This window comes from Stenotrophomonas sp. YJH_SMC_122 (assembly GCF_059369535.1).
Window position 1 is genome coordinate 1 of sequence record NZ_JCAFST010000004.1, and the last position, 22,394, is coordinate 22,394.

A 22,394-nucleotide genomic window follows, 5' to 3' on the forward strand; every position below is an offset into this window, starting at 1 on the left:
CACGGCTTGGTGCTTGAACTCATCGGTGTAGCTACGACGGGTGATACGGGACATAAGGGGCCTCCAAGTGCGATCAAAGTATCGCTTCTTGGCGTCCGCTGACGGGGGGCCAGATCAGTGAGCCGCATGGATGCGGCGACCAAGCCCCCAGGGACGGGTTTACGGCGTCCCCGCAAACCCACAGTGCCCCGCCATCCCACGGAATGCACGCTGTTGCTGTTGCTTTGGCTGTTGCTCTGGCGTGTAGCAGGGTGCAGGGCGCAGCCCTGCCGAAAAACCTACTTCACCCGGCGGCCCGCGCGGTCGATGCGGAACCACTCTCCGCCTTCCATCGGCGTGTGGCCATCGGCGTCCGGCGTGCCGCGGCGGCAGCCGTTGCAGACCTCGGCCACGCCATCCTGGAACGGCCAGGCGAAATCGAAGGTGCCCGGTACCACCTGGCGGAATTCCAGATCGAAGTAGCCCACGCGATTGCCGACGCGGCCGCGCAGCAGGCCTTCCTGCGGCGTTTCCGGGCCATTGTCCCAGGTCAGCACCGGCAGGCTCCGGCCCGTGCGGTCGACGTAATGGAAGCCCTGGTCGGCATACACCACGGCGAGGCCGTGGTCATCAAAGTTCAGTTCTTTCAGCGTGCCCGGCTGGATCTTCGGCCGGTGATCGACCACCTCGCAGTTGGGCAGCGGCCACAATCCGTGTTCGTCGGTCAGCAGCTTGCATGCCGGTGCCTGTGCCAGCGCGCTGGCACTGGCCAGCACGCCGAGCAGGGCCAGCGACCGCGCGAAGCGGCCGCTGGCAGCGGCAGGGCGGGCCTGCCGCACGATCACTTGGCCTCGGCCTTGCGTTCGAACGCCGTCGGTGCCGGCAGCTGCACCGGCACGCCCTTGTCATCGCAGGTACCGGCCTGGCACAGGCGCTCGCGCAGGGCCGGAGTGGCCTGCACGATCATGTGGTAGATCGCATTCTGTTCCAGCGTGCCGCGGATCGCCTTGCTGCCCGGGCCACGTGCCCAGATGCCGACGTCCTCGCCGCCGTGCGACTCGGACTTCATCGGCACCAGCGCCTCCTGCATGTAGTCCGGATGCTCGGTGTCGACCTCGCGCAGGTTCGGGCGGCCGTTGGCCGGTTCGAAGCTGCTCGGGTTGTGCGGGTAGCGCTTCGGGCCGGCCGGCTGCTGGTTGCTGCTGCCGGTATGGCCCGGGCCATTGGCGTAGCTCAGCGTGGTGTACGGCTGGCCGGTGCCATCCAGTGCGTAGTCCAGCTTGCCGGCGCCATCTTCGCCGCCCTTGTCCTTCACCTTGCCCAGGATCGGGTTGCCGCGCGCCGGGTAGCCGACGAAGTTCAGCGTGTGCGAGTGGTCGGCGGTAACGATGATCAGGGTGTCGTCGGCCGAGGTCAGCTCGTTGGCCACGCGCACCGCGTCGGACAGCGCCACGGTCTCGGTCAGTGCACGGTAGGCGTTGCCGCTGTGATTGGCGTGGTCGATGCGCGCCCCTTCGATCATCAGCACGTAGCCTTCCGGGTGCTTCGACAGATTCCTGATCGCTGCCGCCGTCAGTTCAGCCAGGCTCGGCTCGCCGCCCGGATCCTGCGGGCGCTCGTATTCGTAGCGCATGTGGTCCGGCTCGAACAGGCCGAGGATGGCCGGTGCATTGGCAGCGGCGGCCAGCTGCCTGCTGTTCCACACGTAGGCGCCCTGCGGGTGCGCCTGCTGCCATTCCTGCACCAGGCTGCGACCATCCAGGCGCTGGCCGACCTTGTCGTCGTATTCCGGATCGCGCTCTTCGACGGTGGTGAATTCACCGCGACCGCCACCCAGGGCGACCAGCGGGCCCCGGCCGTAGCGCGAGGTCGACAGCAGCTGCTGGGCGATGTCCTTGCAGCCCGCGGCCTTGGCCGCCTCGGTCAGGTCGGTGTCGTTTTCCCAGTTGCGCTCGGGCGAGTGCGCATAGGTGGCAGCAGGGGTGGCATGGGTCAGGCGCGCGGTGGACACCACACCGGTAGCCAGGCCGGCGCTGTCGGCCAGCTGCAGCCAGGTCAGCAGGCCCTTGGACAGGCTGTCGGCGCAGTCGGTGCGGCTGCCGGCGCTGACACCGATCGCGCCCATGTGGGTCTTCACGCCGGTCGTGATGGCGGTCATGGTGCCGGCCGAATCCGGGGTCTGCGAATCGGTGTTGTAGGTCTTGCTGAACGCCGTGGCCGGGAAGCGTTCCCACGACAGCAGGTTCTCTTCGCCGGAGCCGCCCTTGCGCTGGCCCTCGTAGATGCGCGAGGCGGCCACGGTGGTCAGGCTCATGCCGTCACCGAGGAACAGGATGACGTTCTTGGCCTTGCCGGACATCGCACCGTTGGCCGCAGCCTGGGCGGCGCCGCTGCGGTACCACCACTGCGGGGTTTCGCCGGCCGGGTGGGCGACCGGGTCGACGGCGATCTTCAGGCCGGCCGGGGTGGAGGCAGGGGAGGTGCTGGCGCAGGCGCCGAGCAGCAGGGTGGTGGCGCAGGCGGCCAACAGGGAGACAGAACGGCGCATGGACGCAGGGATCTCACAAACTGTAACGGGACATTCATTATGCCCGCCCTCGCAAGGCACGCCGATGACACACTGATTTGCCGGCCGGGCGGTCGTTCTGCGGGCTGCCTTGGGCTATCGTGCCAGCATCCCTTCCTTCCCCTCTGGATTGCCTATGAAGCTGGTCTCTGCCTGGCTGCGGATTCCATTCTGGCAGCGCGTGGTCGGTGGCTTCGTGCTCGGTGCGCTGGCCGGCTGGGCGCTCGGCCCCGCCGCGGAAACGTGGTTCGGCCCGCTCGGCGAGCTGTACGTCACCCTGATCAAGATGATCGCCGTGCCACTGGTGTTCTTCGCGGTCATCAACGCGATCTCGTCGCTGCACGGGCAGAAGTCGGTGGCCGCGCTCAGTGGCCGTACCTTCCTATGGTTCGTGATCACCGCTGCATTGGCGGTGTGCGTCGGGCTGGGCGTGGGCACCGTGCTGCAGCCCGGCGCGGGTGGCCTGCAGCTGACGATGGCCAGCAACTACGTGCCGCGTGAAGTGCCCAGCGTGGTGCAGGTGCTGCTGGACGTGGTGCCGGCCAATGTCTTCTATGCGCTGTCCGGCATCGGCACCAAGGTCAACGCGGCCGGTGAGACCGTGCTGGCCGCGGGCCGCGGCTCGATCCTGCCGGTGATCTTCTTCGCCGGCCTGGTGGGCTTTGCCATCGTCAAGCTGGGCGAGAAGGTGACCGAGGCGCGCAAGCTGGTCGGCCAGATGAGCGACATCATGATCCAGGTGACCCGCTTCGTGCTGGAAGTCACCCCGATCGGCACCTTCGGCCTGATCGCAGGCCTGGTCGGCAGCTATGGGTTCGAGAAGCTGCTGCCGCTGGGCCATTTCGTGCTGGCGTTGTACGTGGCCTGTGCGCTGCACATCGTGGTGGTCTACAGCGCGCTGCTGCTGGCGCACGGCCTGAACCCGCTGAAGTTCTTCCGGGGCGCGGCACCGGGCATGCAGGTTGCGTTCGTCAGCTCGTCCAGCTTCGCTGCGATGCCGGTGGCGCTGCGTTCGATCACCCACAACCTGGGTGTGAACAAGGACTACGGTTCGTTCGCGGTGCCGCTGGGCGCGAGCATCAAGATGGACGGCTGCGGCGCGATCTATCCGGCGCTGTGCGCGGTGTTCATCGCGCAGTACAGCGGTGTGCCGCTGACCCCGGAGCAGTACGTGGTGGTGCTGATCGCTTCGGTGCTGGGCAGCTTCGGTACCGCCGGCGTGCCGGGTACTGCGGTGATCATGGCCACGGTGGTGCTGAGCGCGGCGAACCTGCCGCTGGAGACCATCGGTTACCTGTATGCCATCGACCGCATCCTGGACATGATGCGCACGATGACGAATGTGACGGGCCAGATGCTGGTGCCGGTGCTCGTGGCCAAGGAAACCGGGCTGCTCGACCAGGCGGTGTATGACAATCCGTCCAGCAATGTGGGCGTGGACGATCCTGACCCGACTCCGCCACGCGGCTGAGGTTGCTTGGAGATGAAAGGCCCGCCTGACCGGCGGGCCTTTTGCTTGGGAGAGGTGGCTTGCGCGGTACCGACCGAGGCGGGCACCTGGTAGATCCACGCCATGCGTGGATGGAGAGTGCCGACCAAGGTCGGCAGCTACCCACCCATAACGGGCCCAACAAAAAAAGCCGCTGCAGGGCAGCGGCTTTTTCGTGTCAGGCGGCGCGGTAGCGCCAACTGGTCGGATCAGAGGTCGACCCGGCGGGCCTGCATGAACTTGTTGCCCCAGTAGCCACTGAGCAGGGTGTCCACGCGCACGTCCTTGCCTGAGCTCGGTGCGTGCAGGAAGCGGCCGTCGCCGACATAGATGCCGACGTGGTCAACACGGCCCTTGCGACCGAAGAACACCAGGTCACCGGCGGCCAGTGCGGTGCGGTCGTTGATCAGTTCGGCGTTGTCATCGTGGGCCATCTCGCGCGAGACGCGCGGCAGCTCGATGCCCAGGGCCGAACGGAACACATAACCGACCAGGCCGCTGCAGTCGAAACCGCTGTCCGGGTTGCTGCCACCCCAACGATACGGGGTGCCCAGCAGGGTCATCGCGCGCCGCAGCAGCGACTGCACCTTGCCGTTGTCGGCGGCGGTACCGACAACGCTGCCATTGGTGGCGCTGCTGGTGTCGTAGTTGGCGAGCAGGCGGCTGAGGTCGCCGGCCACCACGGCCGAGCGGTCCATCAGCGGAATGGTGTCGTTGGCGGCCAGGTGCGGCAGCAGGGCGGCCAGCGTGGCACTGGCGGCGGCATCGACTCGGCTGCGCTGCGGAGCGGCAGCCTCGGCCTTGGCGGCCGGTCGGGCGGTGTTCTCGGCCATCGGGGCCGGGGGTACATCGGAACGGTTCGGAGCAGTCTGCGACCAGGCCGGAAGGCTGGTCAGGCACAGTGCCAGGCCAAGCAACAACGGGCGGGCACTGCGTGAAGATACGGAAGTCTGGCCTTCGCTTTTCAGGTCGTCAGTCGTCACGCGTCGGTCACAGGAAAAAAACGATGGGGCATCATGCCCTGTAAAAGCGCCGATAAGTTAAAAATTCCGTTAGTAAAACGTTATATCGACAGTGATTTCCGTCACAGTTTTGAACATATCGCCTGTTCATTTTAGCGAAGGACGCGTTTCGCCCCTGTGTAGTGGTCTTTCCAGTAGGGACCGCTGAGCGAGTCGAGGCGTACCGTCCCGCCGGTACTCGGCGCGTGCACGAAGCGCCCCTCACCTACATAGATGCCGACATGGGTGACGCTGCCGCGGCTGCCGAAGAACACCAGATCGCCGGTGGCCAGGCGCTGCGGATCGATCTTCGGGCCCTGTACCGCGGCCAGGTCGCGCGAGGTGCGCGGCAGTCGCAGGTCCAGCATCTCGCGATAGACATAGGCGACCAGGCCGCTGCAGTCGAAGCCCGAATCCGGGGTGTTGCCGCCATAGCGGTAGGGCGTGCCGACCAGGCTGATGGCCCGCATCAGCACCGAGTTGGCGGCCTCGGGGTTGTCCGGCACGGTCTTCGGCCAGTTCGCCGTCGGCGGGGGCGGCGCCGGGCGGGTGGCCTTGCCACCTCCACAGGCCGTCATCAACACGGGCAGGGCCAGCAGCAGGGCCGGGGCGAGAAACCGGCGCGGGCCGGACGAAACTGGCGTGATGTGCATGATCTCCGGATAATGCGCCACCTTGGATTGGCCGTCATGATGGCGGCGTCCCCGCCGGGCGACAACCCGCCCCAACCCGCCTGCCTCCGGCAGATCCAGACAGAGTTGCGCATGAAGATCGAAAAAGACCGCGTTGTCCGCTTCCACTACACCGTTTCCGAAGTCGGCCAGGAGCCGATTGAGTCGTCCAAGGACCGCGGCGAGCCGCTGGCGATCCTGATCGGCCACGGCAACATCATCCCGGGCCTGGAAAACGCCATGATGGACAAGGAAGCCGGCGCGACCTTCAACGTCGACGTCAAGGCGGCTGATGCCTACGGCGAGCGTCGTGAAGGCCTGTCCCAGCGCGTGCCGAAGAAGCACTTCGGCAACACCAAGCTGGCCCCGGGCCAGCAGGTCGTGCTGCAGACCAACTTCGGCCCGCGTGCGGTGACCGTGCAGAAGGTCGGCATGAGCGTCGTCGACGTCGACCTGAACCACCCGATGGCCGGCAAGGACCTGCACTTCGACGTCGAGATCGTCGACGTGCGCGAAGCCGGCAAGGAAGAGATCGACCACGGCCACGTCCACGGCGACGGTGGTCACCAGCACTGATCGCAGCGCGATCGTGATGGATGCAGCGGCCCGCTTCGGCGGGCCGTTGCGTTTCTGGAACACGGCGCGGCCATCCATGGCGTGCGGGCCGGCGGCATAATGGCGGACCTGCCTGACGGACGCCCCGTGAACGCCGCTTCTCCTTCCCTGCAGCCGGTGGCTTCCGGCGAACGCATCGCCGTGCTGGACGTGCTGCGCGGTGCCGCGCTGCTGGGCATCCTGCTGATGAACATCGAGGCCTTCAGCGGACCGCTGGATCTGGCCTTCACCGGCATCGACGTGCGTTGGCAGGGCATCGACTACTGGGCCGATGCCTTTGTGTACGTGTTCGTGCAGGGCAAGTTCTTCACCCTGTTCTCGCTGCTGTTCGGCGCCGGCTTCGCGGTGATGGCGCAGCGCGCTGAGGCCGCCGGGCGCGACTTCACCCCGTTCTACCTGCGCCGCAGCGCTGGCTTGCTGCTGATCGGCCTGTGCCACGCGCTGCTGGTCTGGTCCGGCGACATCCTCGTGATGTACGCGTTGGTCTCGTTGCCGTTGCTGGCCTGCCGCGAGGCCCCGCGCAGCTGGCTGCCGTGGATGGGCGTGATCGTCTATCTGGGCGGCGTTGCGCTGATGCTGCTGGTCGGCGCGATGGTGTCGATGGCTTCGGCCGAAGAGGTGCGGGGCATGCTTGCCGAGGCGCAGCAGAGCATCGATCTGCAGCGGCAGGTGTACGGGCAGGGCAGCTGGGCGCAGGCCACTGTGCAGCGCCTGAGCGAGTTCGGCACTTCGATGGGCGCGCTGCTGATCACCGGCCCGGAAGTGCTGGGCATGTTCCTGATCGGCAGCTGGTTCGCCGGCAGCGGCGCGTTGGCGACGCCGGAGCGCTTTCCGCGGCTGTACGCGGTGCTGCGTTGGGGGGCACTGCCGCTGGGCCTTGTGGTCACACTGCTGGGTGTTGCCTGGAAACCCTACCTTGCACCCGGCGCCTACAACCTGCCGGTGACGGCGGCGATGGCGCTGGTGACGATCGGTGGCCTGCCGATGTGCCTGGGTTACCTCGCGTGGATCGTGCATTGGCGTGCGCGGTTGGCCTGGCTGGCACCGGTCGGGCGCATGGCGCTGACCCACTATCTTGGCCAGTCGCTGCTGTGTACCTGGACCTTCTACCACTATGGCCTGGGCAGGTTCGAGACGATGCCGCGCAGCGTGCAGCTGTTGTTCGCGCTGCTGCTGTTTGCCGCGCAGGTGGTCTTCTCGCACCTGTGGCTGCGCCATTTCCGCTTCGGCCCGATCGAGTGGGTGTGGCGTGCGATGACCTATCGGCAGTGGCCATCGATGCGGCGCAGGACGGAGCAGGGGTGAGCGATGGGCGCGCATGCGCTGTGCTGACCGGCCGCGCGCCCGCGCATCCTCACGTCTGGCTTGCAGCGGGGCGTGGCATGCTCGGCATCAGCATGAGCGCCGGCACCGGCCAGCTGATCGCCGATCTCGTCTGCGGCCGCACGCCAGCGATCGATCCTGCCCCTTACCGACCCGAGCGATTCCGATGAGCACTGCACCTTATGATTACGACCTGATCGTCCTTGGCGGCGGCTCCGCCGGCCTGGCCGGTGCCATCCGCGCAGCGCAGCATGGCAAGCGCGTGGCGATGCTGGAACCCGGCGAACTGGGCGGTACCTGTGTCAATGTTGGCTGCGTGCCGAAGAAGGCGATGTGGCTGGCAGCCGACCTGCACGAGCGCATCGGCCTGGCCAATGCGATGGGCTTCGATGTCGAGGCACGCCCGGCGCTGTCGTGGAAGGAGCTGGTGATCCATCGCCAGGCCTACATCACCAACATCCACACCAGCTACCACAAGCGCCTTGATGAAACCGGCGTGGTGCGCATCCCTGCGCGCGGCCGTCTGCTCGATGCGCATACCGTGGCCTGCAGTGACGGCGTGCATTACAGCGCCGAGCACATCCTGATCGCCACCGGTGCGCATCCGCTGCGTCCGGATATTCCCGGCGCGGAACTGGGCCTGGTTTCCGATGACTTCTTCGATCTGCGTGCGGCACCGGCCGAGGTGGCGATCATTGGTGGTGGCTACATAGCGGTGGAACTGGCCGGGTTGCTGCAGGCACTGGGCAGCAAGGTAAGCCTGCTGGTGCGGGGCAAGCGGTTGCTGGAGCGCTTCGACTACGAGTTGACCGACCAGCTGGCCGAGAACCTGAAGCAGCAGGGCGTGCGGATCCATTTCGGCTACCGGCTGCGCGAACTGCAGCGCGACGGTGAGCGTGTGCGTGCGTTCGGCCATGACGGCCCACTCGACAGTGTGTTCGATGCGGTGTTCTTCGCTGCCGGCCGCCGGGGCAACAGCCGGGGCCTGGGCCTGGAAGCGCTCGGCATCGGCATCGGAGAGCACGAGCAGGTGCAGGTGGACGAATGGCAGACCACCTCTGTGCCGAGCGTGCACGCGGTCGGTGACATCGCCGGAAAGGTTGGCCTGACCCCGGTCGCGGTGGCCGCTTCACGGCGGCTGATGGACCGCCTGTTTGGTGGTCGTCCGCAATCGAAGATGGATTACGAGAACGTGGCCAGCGTGGTGTTCTCGCACCCGCCGCTGGGTGCAGTGGGCATGAGCGAAGAGGAAGCGCGCGCGCGTTTCGACCAGGTGAGCGTTTACCACAGCCGTTTCCGCCCGATGCTGCAGGCGCTGGCCAACGGCACCCAGCGCAGCCTGTTCAAGATGGTGTGCGCGGGCCCGGAGGAGCGCGTGGTGGGTATCCACCTGCTGGGCGAAGCGGCCGACGAGATCCTGCAGGGCTTTGCCGTGGCAGTGAAGATGGGCGCGACCAAGGCCCAGTTCGACGATACCGTGGCGATCCACCCGACCTCGGCTGAGGAAGTGGTGCTGATGCGCTGACGTGCCCGTTGTAGCGCCGAGCCCACGCTCGGCTGCTTTTCGCCCCGGCTTGGCGGAGTCGAGCGCGGGCTCGACGCTACAGGACAGCAGGCGCCCCCATGCGACAATGGGCGCCCCCACGCCTTACCGGGCCGCTCTGCGCGGCCCGCCGTCGTCCTGATGTCCACTCCCGCTTCCCGCATCGCTACGGCTTCCCCCCGCATCGCGCTGGGGGGGATCGGCCTGGCTGCGATCGGCGCCATTGCTGCTTCCGGCAAGGCCATCATCGTCAAGCTCGGCCTGCGCCATGGCGTGGATGCCACCACGCTGCTCGCCCTGCGCATGCTGATGGCGCTGCCCTTGTTCGCGTTGATGGCCTTGTGGGCCGCGCGCCGGGCCACGCCGCTGTCCTGGGCCGACCGTGCCCGCGTGCTGTGGCTGGGCTTCACCGGCTATTACCTGTCCAGCCTGCTCGATTTCCAGGGCCTGCAGTACATCAGCGTGACGCTGGAACGGCTGATCCTGTACTTGAACCCGACCCTGGTGCTGCTGATCAACGTGCTGCTGGCGCGGCAGCGGCCGGGACGCTGGCAGATCGGCGCGCTGGTGCTGAGCTATCTGGGCGTGCTGCTGGCGTTCGGCCACGATCTGCAGCGCGAGGGCGGCCAGATCATCGTCGGCAGCCTGCTGGTGCTCGGCAGTGCGCTCAGCTACGCGCTGTACCTGTTCGGCAGTGGGCAGGTGGTGGCGCGCATCGGCGCGGTGCGGCTGACCGCCTATGCCAGCTGCGTGGCGGGCGTGCTGGTGCTGCTGCATTTCGCGGTGACCCATCCGCTGCCACTGCTGTGGCAGGCACCGGCACCGGTACAGTGGTTGTCGCTGGTCAACGCCACCGTGTGCACGGTGCTGCCGGTGCTGGCGATCATGTTGGCGGTGCAGCGCGTGGGTTCGTCGCTGGCCGCGCAGGTCGGTATGCTGGGCCCTGTTTCCACCATCGTGATGAGCCTATGGCTGCTCGACGAACCGATGGGGCCGGCACAGATCGCCGGCACCGTGCTGGTGCTGATCGGCGTTCTGCTGGTGACCCGCCTGCGGCGCTGACGCCGGAGCAGGCGCGTGCGCGCATCCTGGCGGTGATCCGCGCGATCCCGGCGGGGCAGGTGATGGGGTACGGGCAGGTGGCGATGCGCGCGGGCCTGCCCGGGCGTGCACGCCTGACCGCGCGCATCCTGGGCCAGAACGACGACCCGGAGCTGCCCTGGCACCGCGTGCTGCGCTCGGATGGGCGCATCGCCATGGAAGAAGGGTCGGCGGGCTGGCGCGAGCAGTCGCAGCGGCTGCGTGCCGAGGGCGTGGTGGTTGAGAACGGCCGGGTGCGGATGCCCACGACCGATCCGGCGGTAGCGCTGGATGCTGCCGTGTGGGGGCCGGGCTGAGCGCTCCTGGCGACTGAACAGGCCGGACCTGCGGGTCGCCAACAAGGCGCGGTGCTGCGGCTATGATGGAGGTCGTTCCATGCCGGTGCTCCCATGTTCCCGCGACTGCCAACCGTCACCAAGGCCCTGCTGATCGCCAACGCGATCCTGTTCCTGCTGCAGCAGCCGTTCCTGCTCGGCATGCAGACCTTCGAACCGTTCATGCTGCAACCGCTGCAGCAGGGCTTCGATGCGTTCTCGCCGGGCGGCAACTTCCAGCCGTGGCAGCTGCTGACCTATGGCTTCCTGCATGGCAGCTTCGGCCACCTGTTCTTCAACATGCTGGCGGTCTTCATGTTCGGTGCGCCACTGGAGCAGACCTGGGGCGAGAAGCGCTTCCTGCTGTATTACCTGGTCTGCGTTGCCGGTGCCGGTGTCTGCCAGCTGCTGGTGGGTACGCTGCTGGAGAACCCGGCCACGGTGCTGGGTGCCTCCGGCGGCGTGTTCGGCCTGCTGCTGGCCTACGGCATGCTGTTCCCGAACCAGCGGGTGATGCTGCTGTTCCCACCGATCCCGATGAAGGCGCGTACCTTCGTGATCCTGTTCGGCGTGGGCGAACTGGTGCTGGGCATGACCGGCTGGCAGCCGGGCGTGGCCCACTTCGCGCACCTGGGCGGCATGTTGTTCGGCTGGTTGCTGATCCGCTACTGGCGCGGGCAGCCGCCGTTCAACAAGCGCCGCCCGCCGGGCCCACCGAAGCGCCCGAACCATCTGCGCAGCGTGAAGTGAGACGCGATGCGCCTCGCTTCACGCGGGGCAGGAGCCAACCTTGGTTGGCACACCTTGGCCAGGATCATTTGACGCGGTAGGTGCCGACCGTTGGTCGGCATGCCTCTACAGATCCTGCAACACCACCTGCGCCGCATTGTGACCTGGCGCGCCGGTCACGCCACCCCCGGGATGTGTTCCCGACCCACACAGATACAGGCCGGGCAGGGCACCACGATAGCCAGCCTGGCCAACCATCGGCCGTGCCGAGAACAACTGGTTGGCACTGAGCGCTCCGTGGAAGATATCGCCGCCGATCAGGCCGAAGGTGCGCTCCAGATCCAGCGGTGACAGCACCTGGCGGCCCAGTACGCTGCCAGCGAAACCCGGCGCATATCGTTCAACGGTGGCGATCATCAGATCGGCCACCGTTTCACGATGATCATCCCAGTGACGCCCACCGGGCAGCACCGGCGCCACGTGCTGGCAGAACAGGCTGGCGACGTGCTTCCCCGGCGGCGCCAGCGAATCGTCCAGCGTGCTGGGAATGAGCATTTCCACGATCGGTTCGCGTGACCAGCCATTGCGACGCGCATCCAGCCAGGCACGGTCCATGTAATCCAGGCTTGGGGCCATGATGATGCCGGCGCTGAGGTGATCGCCGGGACCGGGCAGGGCGCGGAAGTCCGGCAGCTGCGACAGCGCGACATTCATCCGGAACGTGCCGGAACCGCAGCGCCAGTTCGCCATGCGTTCTCGCGTTGCGTCCGGTACCTGCTCCGGTGCCAGCATCTGCTCGTACAGCAGCTTTGGATTGACGTTGGCGATCATCGCGCGTGCGCGCAGGATTTCGCCATTGGCCAGCACCACGCCCACGACACGACCCTGCTCGATCAGCAGGCGTTGCACACCGGCATCCACGCGCAGCTCAGCCCCGGCCTCCCGCGCGGCAGTGGCGATGGCCTGGCTGATCGCGCCCATGCCGCCGATCGCATGGCCCCACGCACCTTTCATGCCATTGCACTGGCCGAATACGTGGTGCAGCAGCACGTAGGCACTGCCCGGTGTATACGGGCTTGCGTAGTTGCCGACGATGCCATCGAAGCCGAACAGCGCCTTGATCGGCTCGCTTTCGAACCAGCGGTCCAGGTACTCGGCCGCCGACAGCGTAAAAAGGTCCAGCAGCTCCTGCCGCAGCGAGGCATCCAGCGTGGCCAGTTCACGACCGAGGCGGCCCATCTGCCACAGGGCGGGCAGCGCACGCCAACCGCCTGCTGCACCCAGGTCCGGCGGCGCGCGCAGGGCCCAGGCGCGCAGCACATCAGCGAAGATCTCCAGGCGCGCTTCGTATTCGGGTAGCCGCTGTGCATCCCGTTCGGAAAACTTCGCGACCTCGGCCTGGGTGTGGCCCGGTGCCGACAGCAGGTAACGGCCATCCTGCAGCGGCAGGAAGTTGTTGGCCGGGCGATTGATGATGCGCAGCCCATGCGCGTGCAGCTGCAGGTCGTCGATCACCTTCGGCTGCAGCAATGACACCGTGTATGACGCCACCGAGTTGCGGAACCCGGGGTGGAATTCCTCGGTGACCGCAGCACCGCCCAGAACGCCACGACGTTCCAGCACCAGCACCTTCTTGCCAGCGCGCGCGAGATAGGCCGCGCAGACCAGGCCGTTGTGGCCGCCACCGATGATGATCGCATCCCAGGACATCAACACCTCGGAAAAAGGGGACGGAGGGAATTAAGTCGCAAGTCGCATGGGGTCCTCGGCAATGGGGAATAACGACTTAATCCCCTCCGTCCCCTTTTTTGATTGCCGCTTCGATGGTGGCAATGTCGATCTTCTTCATCGGCATCATCGCGTTGAAGGCGCGCTTGGCCAGTGCCTTGTCCTGGCTGGTCACCGCTTCGATCAGCAGGCGTGGGCTGATCTGCCAGGAAACGCCCCATCGGTCCTTGCACCAACCGCACTGGCTCTCCTGTCCGCCGTTGCTGACGATGGCGTCCCACAAGCGGTCAGTCTCGGCCTGGTCCTCGGTCTGGATCTGGAAGGAGAAGGCTTCGCTGTGCTTGAACGCGGTGCCGCCGTTGAGGCCGACGCAGGGGATGCCGCAGACCGTGAATTCGACCGTCAGTACGTTGCCTTCCTTGCCGTCGGGGTAGTCGCCGGGTGCGTGATGGACTGCAGTCACAGCGCTGTCGGGCAGGAGGCTGGCATAGAAGGTGGCGGCCTCGAGCGCTTCCTTGTCGTACCACACGCAGATGGTGTTCTTGTGGGCCATGGTCGGGCTCCGCAGCGGACGAAGGCGCAGCGATAGCACGCCTGGTGTTAATGCGGCATCGTGCTGCAGCGCAGGGGAAAGCAGTTCCCGGCATTGGCACCACGAAGGACGAAGCGTGCAGCTCCTGATCCTAAATGGATCGGGGTGCTTGGTGGGCGGCTGATCCACCTGCTGACGGACCTGCCGGAGCTGGAGCTGTTGGTGGCCTGTCGTACTCTGGCGCCGGCGCTGCAGGCCGAGCGGCCCGACCCTGCAGACCAAGGGCCGTGGTGGTGATGACGCGCCGGTGGTCAAGCGTTTCGGCGCGGTCTCGGTCGGCCTTGCGCCGGTGGCGGGTGGGGCGCCGGCAGTTGATGCCACGACGCTGGCCGCTGCGGGGGCATTCCGCTGCCACGCGCACTGCTGCCTGGCGACATCAGCTTCGAGTACGACGTGGACGGGCAGTTCGTGTTCGATGTAGAAAATCGGCGCGCCGCTGGTCAGGTGCATCGTGCATTACCGGGGCACGCTGCAGCCTGCGTGACGGGTGACGCAGGCGAACATGTCTGCGCCGGGTGTGTCGGAATCGGAACGACATGCTGTCGCTTTGGGCGCTGCATGTTGTGCGTCAGCACTGTGGCGTGACGTATGTTGTCTGTCGTGGCGTGCTTCGTGCCTCCGTACCTGTCGTTGCTTGATCCACTGAATATCCAGGCTTTTCAAGTGCATGGATTGAACCCTGGGCTGCGCCGAGGCTTGCATCGTGGCGTCTTCCACCCGATTCATCGCCGGTTGCAGCACTGCCTTGCGCGGCAGACCCGTGCCTATAACTCCCCGGCAGTTCCATCAACGGAGAGGGATTCATGGCAGTTGCATCCATACATCGCGTGCTCAAGCGCAGCGCACTTTCGGCAATATTGTTTTCCATCGTTGGCAGCGTTGCCGCGCAGAGCACGACCGGCACGCTGTACGGCAATGCTAGCGGCTCCGAAGGCGCGACCGTCGTTGCGCAGAGCGACAGTGGCCTCAAGCGCACGGCCATCATCGACGCCCAGGGGCGCTACAGCTTCGGTGCGTTGCCGGTGGGGCGCTACAGCATCAGCCTGCAGCGCGACGGGCGCATCATCGAACAACGCGATGATGTGCGGCTGCGCGTGGGCAGCGGTACCGAAGTGAGCTTCGCCGCACAAGGCCCGGCGACCACGCTTGATGCGGTCAATGTCACGGTCGCCCACATGCCGAAGATCGATGTGACCCACACCGTCTCTAAGTCGGTCATCACCTCCGAGCAGCTGGACGTGTTGCCGCTGGGGCGAAGCGCTGAATCCATCGCGCTGCTGGCGCCGGGCGTGGTCGCTGGAAGTGGCTCCTTCAGCAATGGCTCGCGCTCGGTGCTGTCGTTCGGCGGCGCCAGCGTCACCGAGAATGCTTACTACCTCAACGGCTTCAACGTCACCAACCCGCTCAACTATCTGGGCGGCATCAGCCTGCCGTACGGCTCCATCGACCAGCAGGAAACTTTCACCGGCGGCTACGGCGCGGCGTATGGCCGTTCCACCGGCGGTGTCATCAATCAGGTAGGCAAGCGTGGCACCAACGCGTGGCGGTTCGGTGCGCAGGTCACCTGGTCGCCGGCCGGGCTGGCCGAGTCTCCGGCATCGGTGAACTACCCGGACATGACCCTTCCGGAAGGATATGCCTTCGAGAATCCGTCCAAGCCGGGCACGCTGTACCGCTACCGGCGCGGTGACAAGGCAACCACGACGACCTACAGCGGTTACGTCAGTGGCCCGTTGATCGAAGACAGGCTGTTCATCCACCTTGCTGCCGAATCGAACCGTCGCGAGGGCGTTGCAACAGCCAACGAGGCCGCCGCGCAGCAGGTGCGCAACCACTACCGCGTTGACACGCCGAAGTTCTACGGCAAAATCGATTGGAACATCAACGACAGCAATACGCTGGAGTACACCCGCTTCCAGGACACAGATCGTACTGCTGGCTACTACCGGGAGTTTGACTACAAGACGCTGTCCGAGCGGGATCGCACCGGTACGTTCCCCAACCTGGTCAAGTCCAGTACCGACGTCGATATCTTCAAGTACACCGGTTACCTCAACGATGCATTGACCTTCAGTGCCGTGTGGGGGCGCGCGCGTACCAGCAACCTCGAATTCAATCCGCTGGGCTCGGGCACCCCCTATATCAGTGGTGCCGGCAACCAGGATCCCTCGTTGAACGGCGGCACGCCGATCCGCAACGACCAGCCCGATCTCTACAGCAAGGCACCTGATGCGGGCAGCACGACCCACGGGCTGCGCATGGACCTGCAATACCGCATCGGCAACCACGAGTTGATTGCTGGCGTCGACAACATGACCTACCGGGCCAACAACGAAGGGCAGTCCATGACGGGCCCCGGTCATGCCTGGATCTATTCGCGTGGCAATCCGGGCGCATCGCCCAGCCCGGGCTTCGGCATCGCCCCGCCGGGGGGCGAGGGCTATTTCGTGCAGAAGTACATTTTCTCCACTACCACCAGCATGTCGGTGAAGCAGCGGGCCTACTACCTGGAAGACCGCTGGCAGCTGACACCCGATTGGCTGCTGACGCTTGGCCTTCGCAACGACCGCTTCACCAACTTCAACAGCGACGGCCGCGCCTACGTGGAGAGCGGCGACCAGTGGGCGCCACGCCTGGGCGCCAGCTGGGATGTATTCGGCGATGCTTCGTTGAAGCTGTTTGCCAACCTGGGCCGCTACTACCTGGCGCTGCCCAACAGCGTGGCTATCCGCGGCGCCTCCGCATCGACCTACACGCGCGAATACTTCGCCTATACCGGCATCGACGCCAACGGCAACCCGACCGGCCTCACATCACTGGGGCCGGGTCCGGTGTCGGCCAATGGCGAGTACGGGCAGGCGCCCGATCCGCTGGCCGTCGCGCCGACCGACCTGAAGTCGCAGTACCAGGACGAGCTGATCCTGGGCTTCGAGAAAACTTTGGGCAGCCGTTGGAACAGCGGTGCCAAGGTCACCTACCGCAAGCTGCAGTCGGCCATTGACGATACCTGCGATTCAGACCGCTTCGTCGACAGACTTGCGGGCATGGGTCTGGATGCCGACACCTTCGATCTGCCCGGCTGCGTGATCTTCAATCCGGGTGCCACCAACACCTTCCAGCTGCGGCACCGTGATGGCTCCGGCTACACACCGGTCAGCATGAGTTCGAAAGACTGGGGCTACGACGGCAAGAAGGCGAAGCGCCAGTACGTGGCACTGGATCTGTTCATCGAACGTCCGATGTCCGACGGCTGGTCCGGCCGCCTGGACTATACCTGGTCGCGTAGCTTCGGCAACACCGAAGGGCAGGTGAGATCGGATATCGGCCAGAGCGATGTGTCCAAGACCCAAGACTGGGATGCGGCGGCGTTGATGGAGTACGCCGGCGGCTACCTCGCCAATGATCGCCGGCACCAGTTCAAGGCGTTCGGTGCCTACCAGATCGATGACGAATGGACAGCCTCTGCCACGGTTCGGGTGATGTCAGGCATGCCGAAAAGCTGTCTGGGCTACTACGGCAGTGATCAGACCGATCCACTCAATGGCTACGGCTCGGCCTACCACTACTGCAATGGCAAGCCTTCGCGTCCCGGCGACGCGGGCCGGCAGCCGTGGACGGCGCAGCTGGACATGGGCGTGATGTATCGCCCCGGGTTTGCTGACAACCGGCTTGGATTGGGACTGAACATCTTCAACGTGCTCAACCAGCGGCGCCAGCTGCAGTCCACTGCCAAGTACCAGACCGGGCCGGACACGGTCTCCAACATCTACGGTATGGGCAGCTACTTCACACCACCGCGGACAGTGCGACTGAGCGCCTCATACGACTTCTGACCTGCGCGAACAGCGGTTCTCTCTCTCCGCAAAGGTTGGTTTGGCCCCGATCCGTCAGGGCCTTTTCTCTCCGTTTCCGCAAAAGAAAGGGCGCCGGAGGCGCCCTTTCATCAATAACAAACCATCAGACCTCAGCGCCAGACCTTGATCTGGTCGGCTTCGCTGCGCTGCATCGGCTGCCCGGCCTTGCAACTGAAGGTGGCACCGAACGCCGGCAGGTTGGCCAGCGTGCCGTTGCTGCGCCACAGGCCCGGTGCGCGGATGTCGGCGGTCAGGCGGCGCGCGGCCTCGTTCGGCGACAGCTGCTGTGCCCACAGCGTCGACCAGGCGCGGAAGAAGCCCTGCTGCTGTGCCTGCTTGGCCTTGGGCTCCTGCGCGGCATACGCCGCCCATGCCAGCTCCAGGCCGGCGATGTCGGCCAGGTTTTCTTCCTGGGTGAGCGTGCCGTTGACCTTGGCACCCTTTACGCCCGGGAAGTCGTAGGCGCTGTACTGCGCGGCCACGCGATTGCCGAGCAGGGTCCAGGCGGTCTTGTCGGCCGGGGTCCACCAGCTGCGCAGCTCGCCCTTGGCATCGACCAGCGCGCCCTTGGCATCGATCGCACGGGTCAGCTCATGGCCGACCAGGCCACCGAAGCTGCCGAATTTGTCGGCGGTGTCGGCCTTGGCGTTGAACACCGGGCCCTGCAGGATCGCGGCGGTGACGATCAGGCGGTTCTGCGCCAGGTCGTAGGCCAGCGACGGCTGCTGCGGCAGCACGTCCCAGCGGCGGTCGGCATTGCCCTTGCCGATGCGCTTCATTTCCTCGCGGTGGCGCCAGGTCGAAGCAATCAGCATGTTGCCACCAAACGAGCCGCGCCCCATCGGCTGCACGCTGTAGTCCAGGTCGCGCAGTGGCGTGCCGATCTCGATCTTCAGCGCAGCCAGCTTGGCTTGCGCTTCAGCCTTGGCTTCGGCGCTCATCCAGCTGTTGTTCTTGACCGCTTCGATCTGTACTTCGCGCAGCTTGTCGACGATCCACGCCGCCTGGCGACGATCTTCGGCCGACAGGTAGCGCGCGGCATATTCGCGGCCGACCATCGGGCCGGCGGCCACGTTGATCGCATCGAGCACGCTTTCCCAGCGCTGCGGTGGCAGGGTTTCGCCGCGCAGCACGCGGCCGCGGAATTCGAACTCGGCGTCGCGGTAGGCCTTGGACAGGTACGGCGCCATCGAATCGCCCACGCGCCAGCGCAGGTAGGCTTTCCACTGGTCCGGCTTGAGCTTGGTGACCATGCCATCGAGCTGCTTGAACAGGCCCGGATCGGCCAGCGACACCAGGTCGTCATCCACGCCCTGTGCCTTCAGGAACGCGTCCAGCTGCAGGTTGCGGTAGCGGCTGTTGAGCTCCTTGGTGGAGATCGGCGCGTAGTTGTTGAACGGGTTGTTGATGCCGGCCAGCGACTGCGCGTTGCGCGCCAGCTCGGTCTCCAGTGCGATCACCGCCTGCGATTCGGCATCCAGCTTGGCCGCCGGGGTGCCGGTCAGCGCCAGGATCTGCTTGACGTAGTTGCGGTAGCGGCCCATCAGCGCCACGGTATCGGCGTCGGTGCGGGTATAGAACGCCGGATCCGGCAGGCCCATGCCGCCCTGCATGAAGTAACCGATGTGGCGGTCCAGTGCCTTCAGGTCGACGTCAGGGCCGAAGTTGAAGGCGACCGGGATGCCCACCTGGTGCAGCGCGGCGATCGAGGCCGGCACATCCTTGGCCTTCTTGATGGCGTTGATGCGGGTCAGCAGCGGGGCGATTGGATTGGAACCGTCCGCTTCCACGGCGGCTTCGTCAAGGCCGCTGGCCCAGAAGTCACCCAGCAGCTTCTGCACGTTGCCCTGCGGCGACTTCATCGCGGCGTCGAGCAGGTCGCGCTGCTGCTGGCGGCTGCGGTCGACCAGCTGGCCGAGCGCGGTAGTGGCACCGGTCTGCGGCACCGGGTTGGCCTTCAGCCAGCCTGCATTGGTGGCGTCGTAGAAGTCGCTGCACTGGGCGCTGACGGCCGGGGCGCGTGCGGCCTTCTTCTTGGCGGCGGCAAACGCATCGTGGGTCGGGACCAGAGTCGCCAGGCTGATGCCCAGGGCGATAGCAAGCGGACGGAAGTTGGGCATGTGGAACGAATCCGTGATGGATTGAGGGCGCGCGCACTATAGCAAGCCGGGCATGGGCGCGGCATGCACGCATCACGGTGGCTCCGCCAAGCCGTGCGCCGACCAAGGTCGGCGTCTACCAACGGCGTGGGCCATGCGTGGATGACGGGCGCTGTGAAAAACAAAGGCCCGGGAATTCCCGGGCCCTTGCAGGTACGCCGCAACGTCAGCCGCGACTTACCAGATCACCACCTGCTGCTCGCCGGTGCGGGCCATCGGCGAACCGGCCTTGCACTGGAACGCGGCGGCGAAGGTCGGCAGGTTCGACGGCGCACCCATGGCGCGGAACTGCGCCGGGGCGTGCGGGTCGGTGGCCAGGCGGACCTTGGCGTTTTCCGGGGTGTACTTGGTACGCCACACCGTGGCCCAGTTGAAGAAGAAGCGCTGGTCGCGGGTGAAGCCATCGACCTTCGCATCTTCCTTGCCGGCGGTGGCCTTCTGCAGCGCGTCGTAGGCGGTGGCCAGGCCACCCAGGTCGGCGATGTTCTCGCCCAGGGTCAGGTGGCCGTTCACCGCCTGGCCGTCGACCTTGTACTGGTCGAACTGCTTGACCAGCTTGCCGGTGAGGCCTTCGAAGTTCTTCTTGTCGGCCGGGGTCCACCAGTCTTCCATGTTGCCGGTCGGCCCGAAGCGTGCACCCTGGTCGTCGTAACCGTGGGTCATTTCATGGCCGATCACCGCACCGATGCCGCCGTAGTTCAGCGCGTCGTCGGCCTTCGGATCGAAGAACGGCGGCTGCAGGATGGCGGCCGGGAACACGATCTCGTTCTGCAGCGGGTTGTAGTAGGCGTTGACGGTCTGCGGGGTCATGCCCCACTCGGTCTTGTCCACCGGCTTGCCGATCTTGGACAGGTTGAACTTGTAGTTGAACTCGTTGGCCGCGCGCACGTTGCCCAGGAAGCTGTCGCGCTGGGTCTGCAGGCCCGACCAGTCGCGCCACTTGTCCGGGTAACCGATCTTCGGGGTGAAGGTCTCCCACTTGGCGATGGCCTTGGCCTTGGTTTCCTCGCTCATCCAGCTCAGGCCCTGGATGCGGTCTTTCAGCGCGGCGGCCAGGTTCTTCACCAGTTCTTCCATCTTCGCCTTGGCTTCCGGCGAGAAGGCGACCTTCACGTACAGCTGGCCGAAGGCTTCACCGGCATCGTTCTCGATGGTGCCCAGCACGCGCTTCCAGCGCGGCTTCTGTTCCTTCTGGCCGTTGAGGGTCTTGCCGTAGAACTCGTAGTTCTCCTGCACGAAGGCGTCAGCCAGGTACGGCGAGGCGCTGTCCACGGTGTGGAAGCGCAGGTAGGCGCGCCACACCGACGGGTCGGTATCGCCCAGCGCCTTGCTCACTTCTTCATGGAAGGCCGGCATGGCCAGCGAGAACTTCTCCGGCGCGGCCACGCCCTGCGACTTGAAGAACTCGGTCCAGCTGAAGTTCGGAGTCAGCTTGTCGGCGTCGGCCAGGGTGACCGGGTTGTAGTACAGCTCGACGTTGCGCGACAGCTCGACGCGCGACTTGGAGGCCTTGGCCAGGCGGGTTTCGAACTTGACCACGTCTTCGGCCTGCTTGGCCGCGTCGGCCGCGGCGACGCCGGACAGCTCCAGCACCTTGGCGACGTGCGCCTGGTAGGCCTTCAGCTTGTCGGCGTTCTTGGCATCGGTGTAATAGGTGGTATCCGGCAGGCCCAGGCCGCCCTGGCTGGCGTAGGCCATGTTCATGGCCGAGTTCTTGAAGTCGGCTTCGGCACCGAAGCCGAACAGGACGTTGTCACCCTTGGCGGCGCTGCTGCGCAGGTAGTTGGCGATCGCCGCCTTGTCCTGCAGGCCGTCGATGGCCGCCAGGTCGGGCTTCAGCGGCTCGATGCCCTGCGCGTTGATCTTGGCTTCGTCCATGCCGGTGGCCCACAGGTCGCCGACGATCTTCTCGATGTGGTTCGGATTCTTGACCTGCGCAACCTGTTCGGCCAGCTGGTGCTGCACGGCCACCGAACGCTCGTCGAGGATGGTGAACGCGCCCCAGCTGGTGCGGTCGCCCGGGATTTCGTTGGCGGCCAGCCACTTGCTGTTGACGTAGTCGCCGAAGGCGGTGCAGGCGTCCTTGGTGGTGTCCAGGTCGCTCGGCTGGAAGGCGTTGTAGGCGGGCAGCTTGCTGTCGTCCAGCTTATAGGTCGTGGCTTCGGCGGTGGCCGGGGCGGAGGCGGCGGCATCCTTGGCCGGGGTTTCAGTCTTGCCGCAGCCAACCAGCGCGGCCGAAACGGCCAGGGTCAGCAGCACGATCTTGGGAGTACGGGTCACTTGAATGGCCTCCAGGCCGAGTGAGTCAGGGAGTGGCCGCAGGTGCGACCGTGGGCCGAACGATACGCCGCCGGCCAGACCTGCAAGGGTGTCGAAGGTCATGTCCCTGCGCAAGGGGCGTGCACGCGCCAGGAGGCGTTGCAGGAAGGCACATCAGGCGTCGCCGCAGCGCGGAGCGAAGGCCGCCCGTGTGCTGTCCAGCGGGTGAATTGATGATGAACGCGTACTCGCGTTTGTACGCAGGCAGGTGTTGCGCGCCTGGCGGGACACGACGTGTCCAGGCCGCTGTCCACAAGCGCCATGGCCGCGACAGGCGGGGCGTGATGTCGGCGCAAGTCTTTGATTGGAAGCGATTATTTTAATCAGCGCCCGCGCAGATTCACATGCTCATGCTTCATTTCCCTACGTGTCATATCAAATTGAACTTTTGCTGAATGTTGCCGTTTCGTG

Annotated in this window: 16 protein-coding genes and 1 pseudogene; 9 read left to right on the top strand and 8 right to left on the bottom strand. The window is 65.9% G+C overall.

The genetic code is table 11. The features are described 5' to 3' along the window. Positions 1-278: 278 nt before the first annotated feature. Both AC5P66_RS06865 and AC5P66_RS06870 read right to left on the bottom strand, forming a co-directional pair. On the bottom strand, positions 279-824 hold the full coding sequence (locus AC5P66_RS06865; protein WP_495216147.1) for a WG repeat-containing protein: 546 nt from the start codon (positions 822-824) through the stop codon (positions 279-281). Next, positions 821-2,527 (bottom strand): alkaline phosphatase, encoded by a 1,707-nt coding sequence (locus tag AC5P66_RS06870; protein ID WP_099496204.1) that lies wholly within the window; start codon positions 2,525-2,527, stop codon positions 821-823. Before AC5P66_RS06870 ends, AC5P66_RS06865 begins: the two co-directional genes overlap by 4 nt. A 154-nt stretch (positions 2,528-2,681) precedes the next feature. Between AC5P66_RS06870 and AC5P66_RS06875 the strand changes: the two genes are divergently transcribed. Continuing rightward, a complete protein-coding gene (locus AC5P66_RS06875; RefSeq protein WP_049417108.1) occupies positions 2,682-4,016 on the top strand; it encodes a dicarboxylate/amino acid:cation symporter in 1,335 nt (444 codons plus the stop codon). 227 nt (positions 4,017-4,243) lie between these two features. Here AC5P66_RS06875 and AC5P66_RS06880 read toward each other — a convergent pair whose 3' ends face one another. Then, a complete protein-coding gene (locus AC5P66_RS06880; protein WP_053090844.1) occupies positions 4,244-5,017 on the bottom strand; it encodes a C40 family peptidase in 774 nt (257 codons plus the stop codon). A 131-nt stretch (positions 5,018-5,148) separates the two neighbouring features. After that, on the bottom strand, positions 5,149-5,688 hold the full coding sequence (locus tag AC5P66_RS06885; protein WP_005418044.1) for a C40 family peptidase: 540 nt from the start codon (positions 5,686-5,688) through the stop codon (positions 5,149-5,151). 111 nt (positions 5,689-5,799) lie between these two features. On the opposite strand from AC5P66_RS06885, the gene AC5P66_RS06890 reads away from it, so the two are divergent. The 7 genes and pseudogenes from AC5P66_RS06890 to AC5P66_RS06920 all read left to right on the top strand — a co-directional run bounded on the left by AC5P66_RS06890 (position 5,800) and on the right by AC5P66_RS06920 (position 11,352). Then, positions 5,800-6,282, top strand: a complete 483-nt coding sequence (locus tag AC5P66_RS06890) for an FKBP-type peptidyl-prolyl cis-trans isomerase (RefSeq protein WP_005418041.1) — start codon at positions 5,800-5,802, stop codon at positions 6,280-6,282. Positions 6,283-6,381: 99 nt separating this feature from the next. Then, entirely contained in the window at positions 6,382-7,626 is a 1,245-nt protein-coding gene (locus tag AC5P66_RS06895; RefSeq protein ID WP_099496205.1) for a DUF418 domain-containing protein, read from the top strand. Between the two features lie 29 nt (positions 7,627-7,655). Further along, positions 7,656-7,814, top strand: a pseudogene (locus AC5P66_RS06900) (amino acid dehydrogenase); the annotation flags it as partial. Beyond that, complete coding sequence (gene gorA / locus AC5P66_RS06905) at positions 7,811-9,169, top strand: glutathione-disulfide reductase (RefSeq protein ID WP_099496206.1); 1,359 nt, start codon at positions 7,811-7,813, stop codon at positions 9,167-9,169. The pseudogene AC5P66_RS06900 and the gene gorA, both read left to right, overlap by 4 nt. Positions 9,170-9,328: 159 nt before the next feature. Beyond that, on the top strand, positions 9,329-10,249 hold the full coding sequence (locus AC5P66_RS06910) for a DMT family transporter (RefSeq protein ID WP_049417111.1): 921 nt from the start codon (positions 9,329-9,331) through the stop codon (positions 10,247-10,249). Then, positions 10,156-10,584: an MGMT family protein gene (locus AC5P66_RS06915; protein ID WP_414485251.1), complete on the top strand. Its 429-nt coding sequence runs from the start codon at positions 10,156-10,158 to the stop codon at positions 10,582-10,584. The genes AC5P66_RS06910 and AC5P66_RS06915 overlap by 94 nt, the downstream gene beginning before the upstream one ends. A 93-nt stretch (positions 10,585-10,677) precedes the next feature. Continuing rightward, positions 10,678-11,352 (top strand): rhomboid family intramembrane serine protease, encoded by a 675-nt coding sequence (locus AC5P66_RS06920; protein ID WP_005410509.1) that lies wholly within the window; start codon positions 10,678-10,680, stop codon positions 11,350-11,352. A gap of 105 nt (positions 11,353-11,457) precedes the next feature. On the opposite strand, the gene AC5P66_RS06925 is transcribed toward AC5P66_RS06920, so the two are convergent. Next, a complete protein-coding gene (locus AC5P66_RS06925; protein WP_099496213.1) occupies positions 11,458-13,041 on the bottom strand; it encodes a phytoene desaturase family protein in 1,584 nt (527 codons plus the stop codon). Positions 13,042-13,117: 76 nt separating this feature from the next. Continuing rightward, the gene (locus AC5P66_RS06930) at positions 13,118-13,612 is read right to left on the bottom strand and encodes a VOC family protein (protein WP_099496207.1); all 495 of its coding nucleotides are present in this window, start codon (positions 13,610-13,612) and stop codon (positions 13,118-13,120) included. 842 nt (positions 13,613-14,454) lie between these two features. Between AC5P66_RS06930 and AC5P66_RS06935 the strand changes: the two genes are divergently transcribed. Continuing rightward, the gene (locus AC5P66_RS06935; RefSeq protein WP_495216148.1) at positions 14,455-17,484 is read left to right on the top strand and encodes a TonB-dependent receptor; all 3,030 of its coding nucleotides are present in this window, start codon (positions 14,455-14,457) and stop codon (positions 17,482-17,484) included. Between the two features lie 131 nt (positions 17,485-17,615). Here the strand turns inward: AC5P66_RS06935 and AC5P66_RS06940 are convergent, their stop codons facing one another. Both AC5P66_RS06940 and AC5P66_RS06945 read right to left on the bottom strand, forming a co-directional pair. Beyond that, entirely contained in the window at positions 17,616-19,625 is a 2,010-nt protein-coding gene (locus AC5P66_RS06940) for a M13 family metallopeptidase (RefSeq protein ID WP_049417116.1), read from the bottom strand. Positions 19,626-19,841: 216 nt separating this feature from the next. Beyond that, a complete protein-coding gene (locus AC5P66_RS06945) occupies positions 19,842-21,944 on the bottom strand; it encodes a M13 family metallopeptidase (protein ID WP_099496214.1) in 2,103 nt (700 codons plus the stop codon). Positions 21,945-22,394 lie beyond the last annotated feature (450 nt).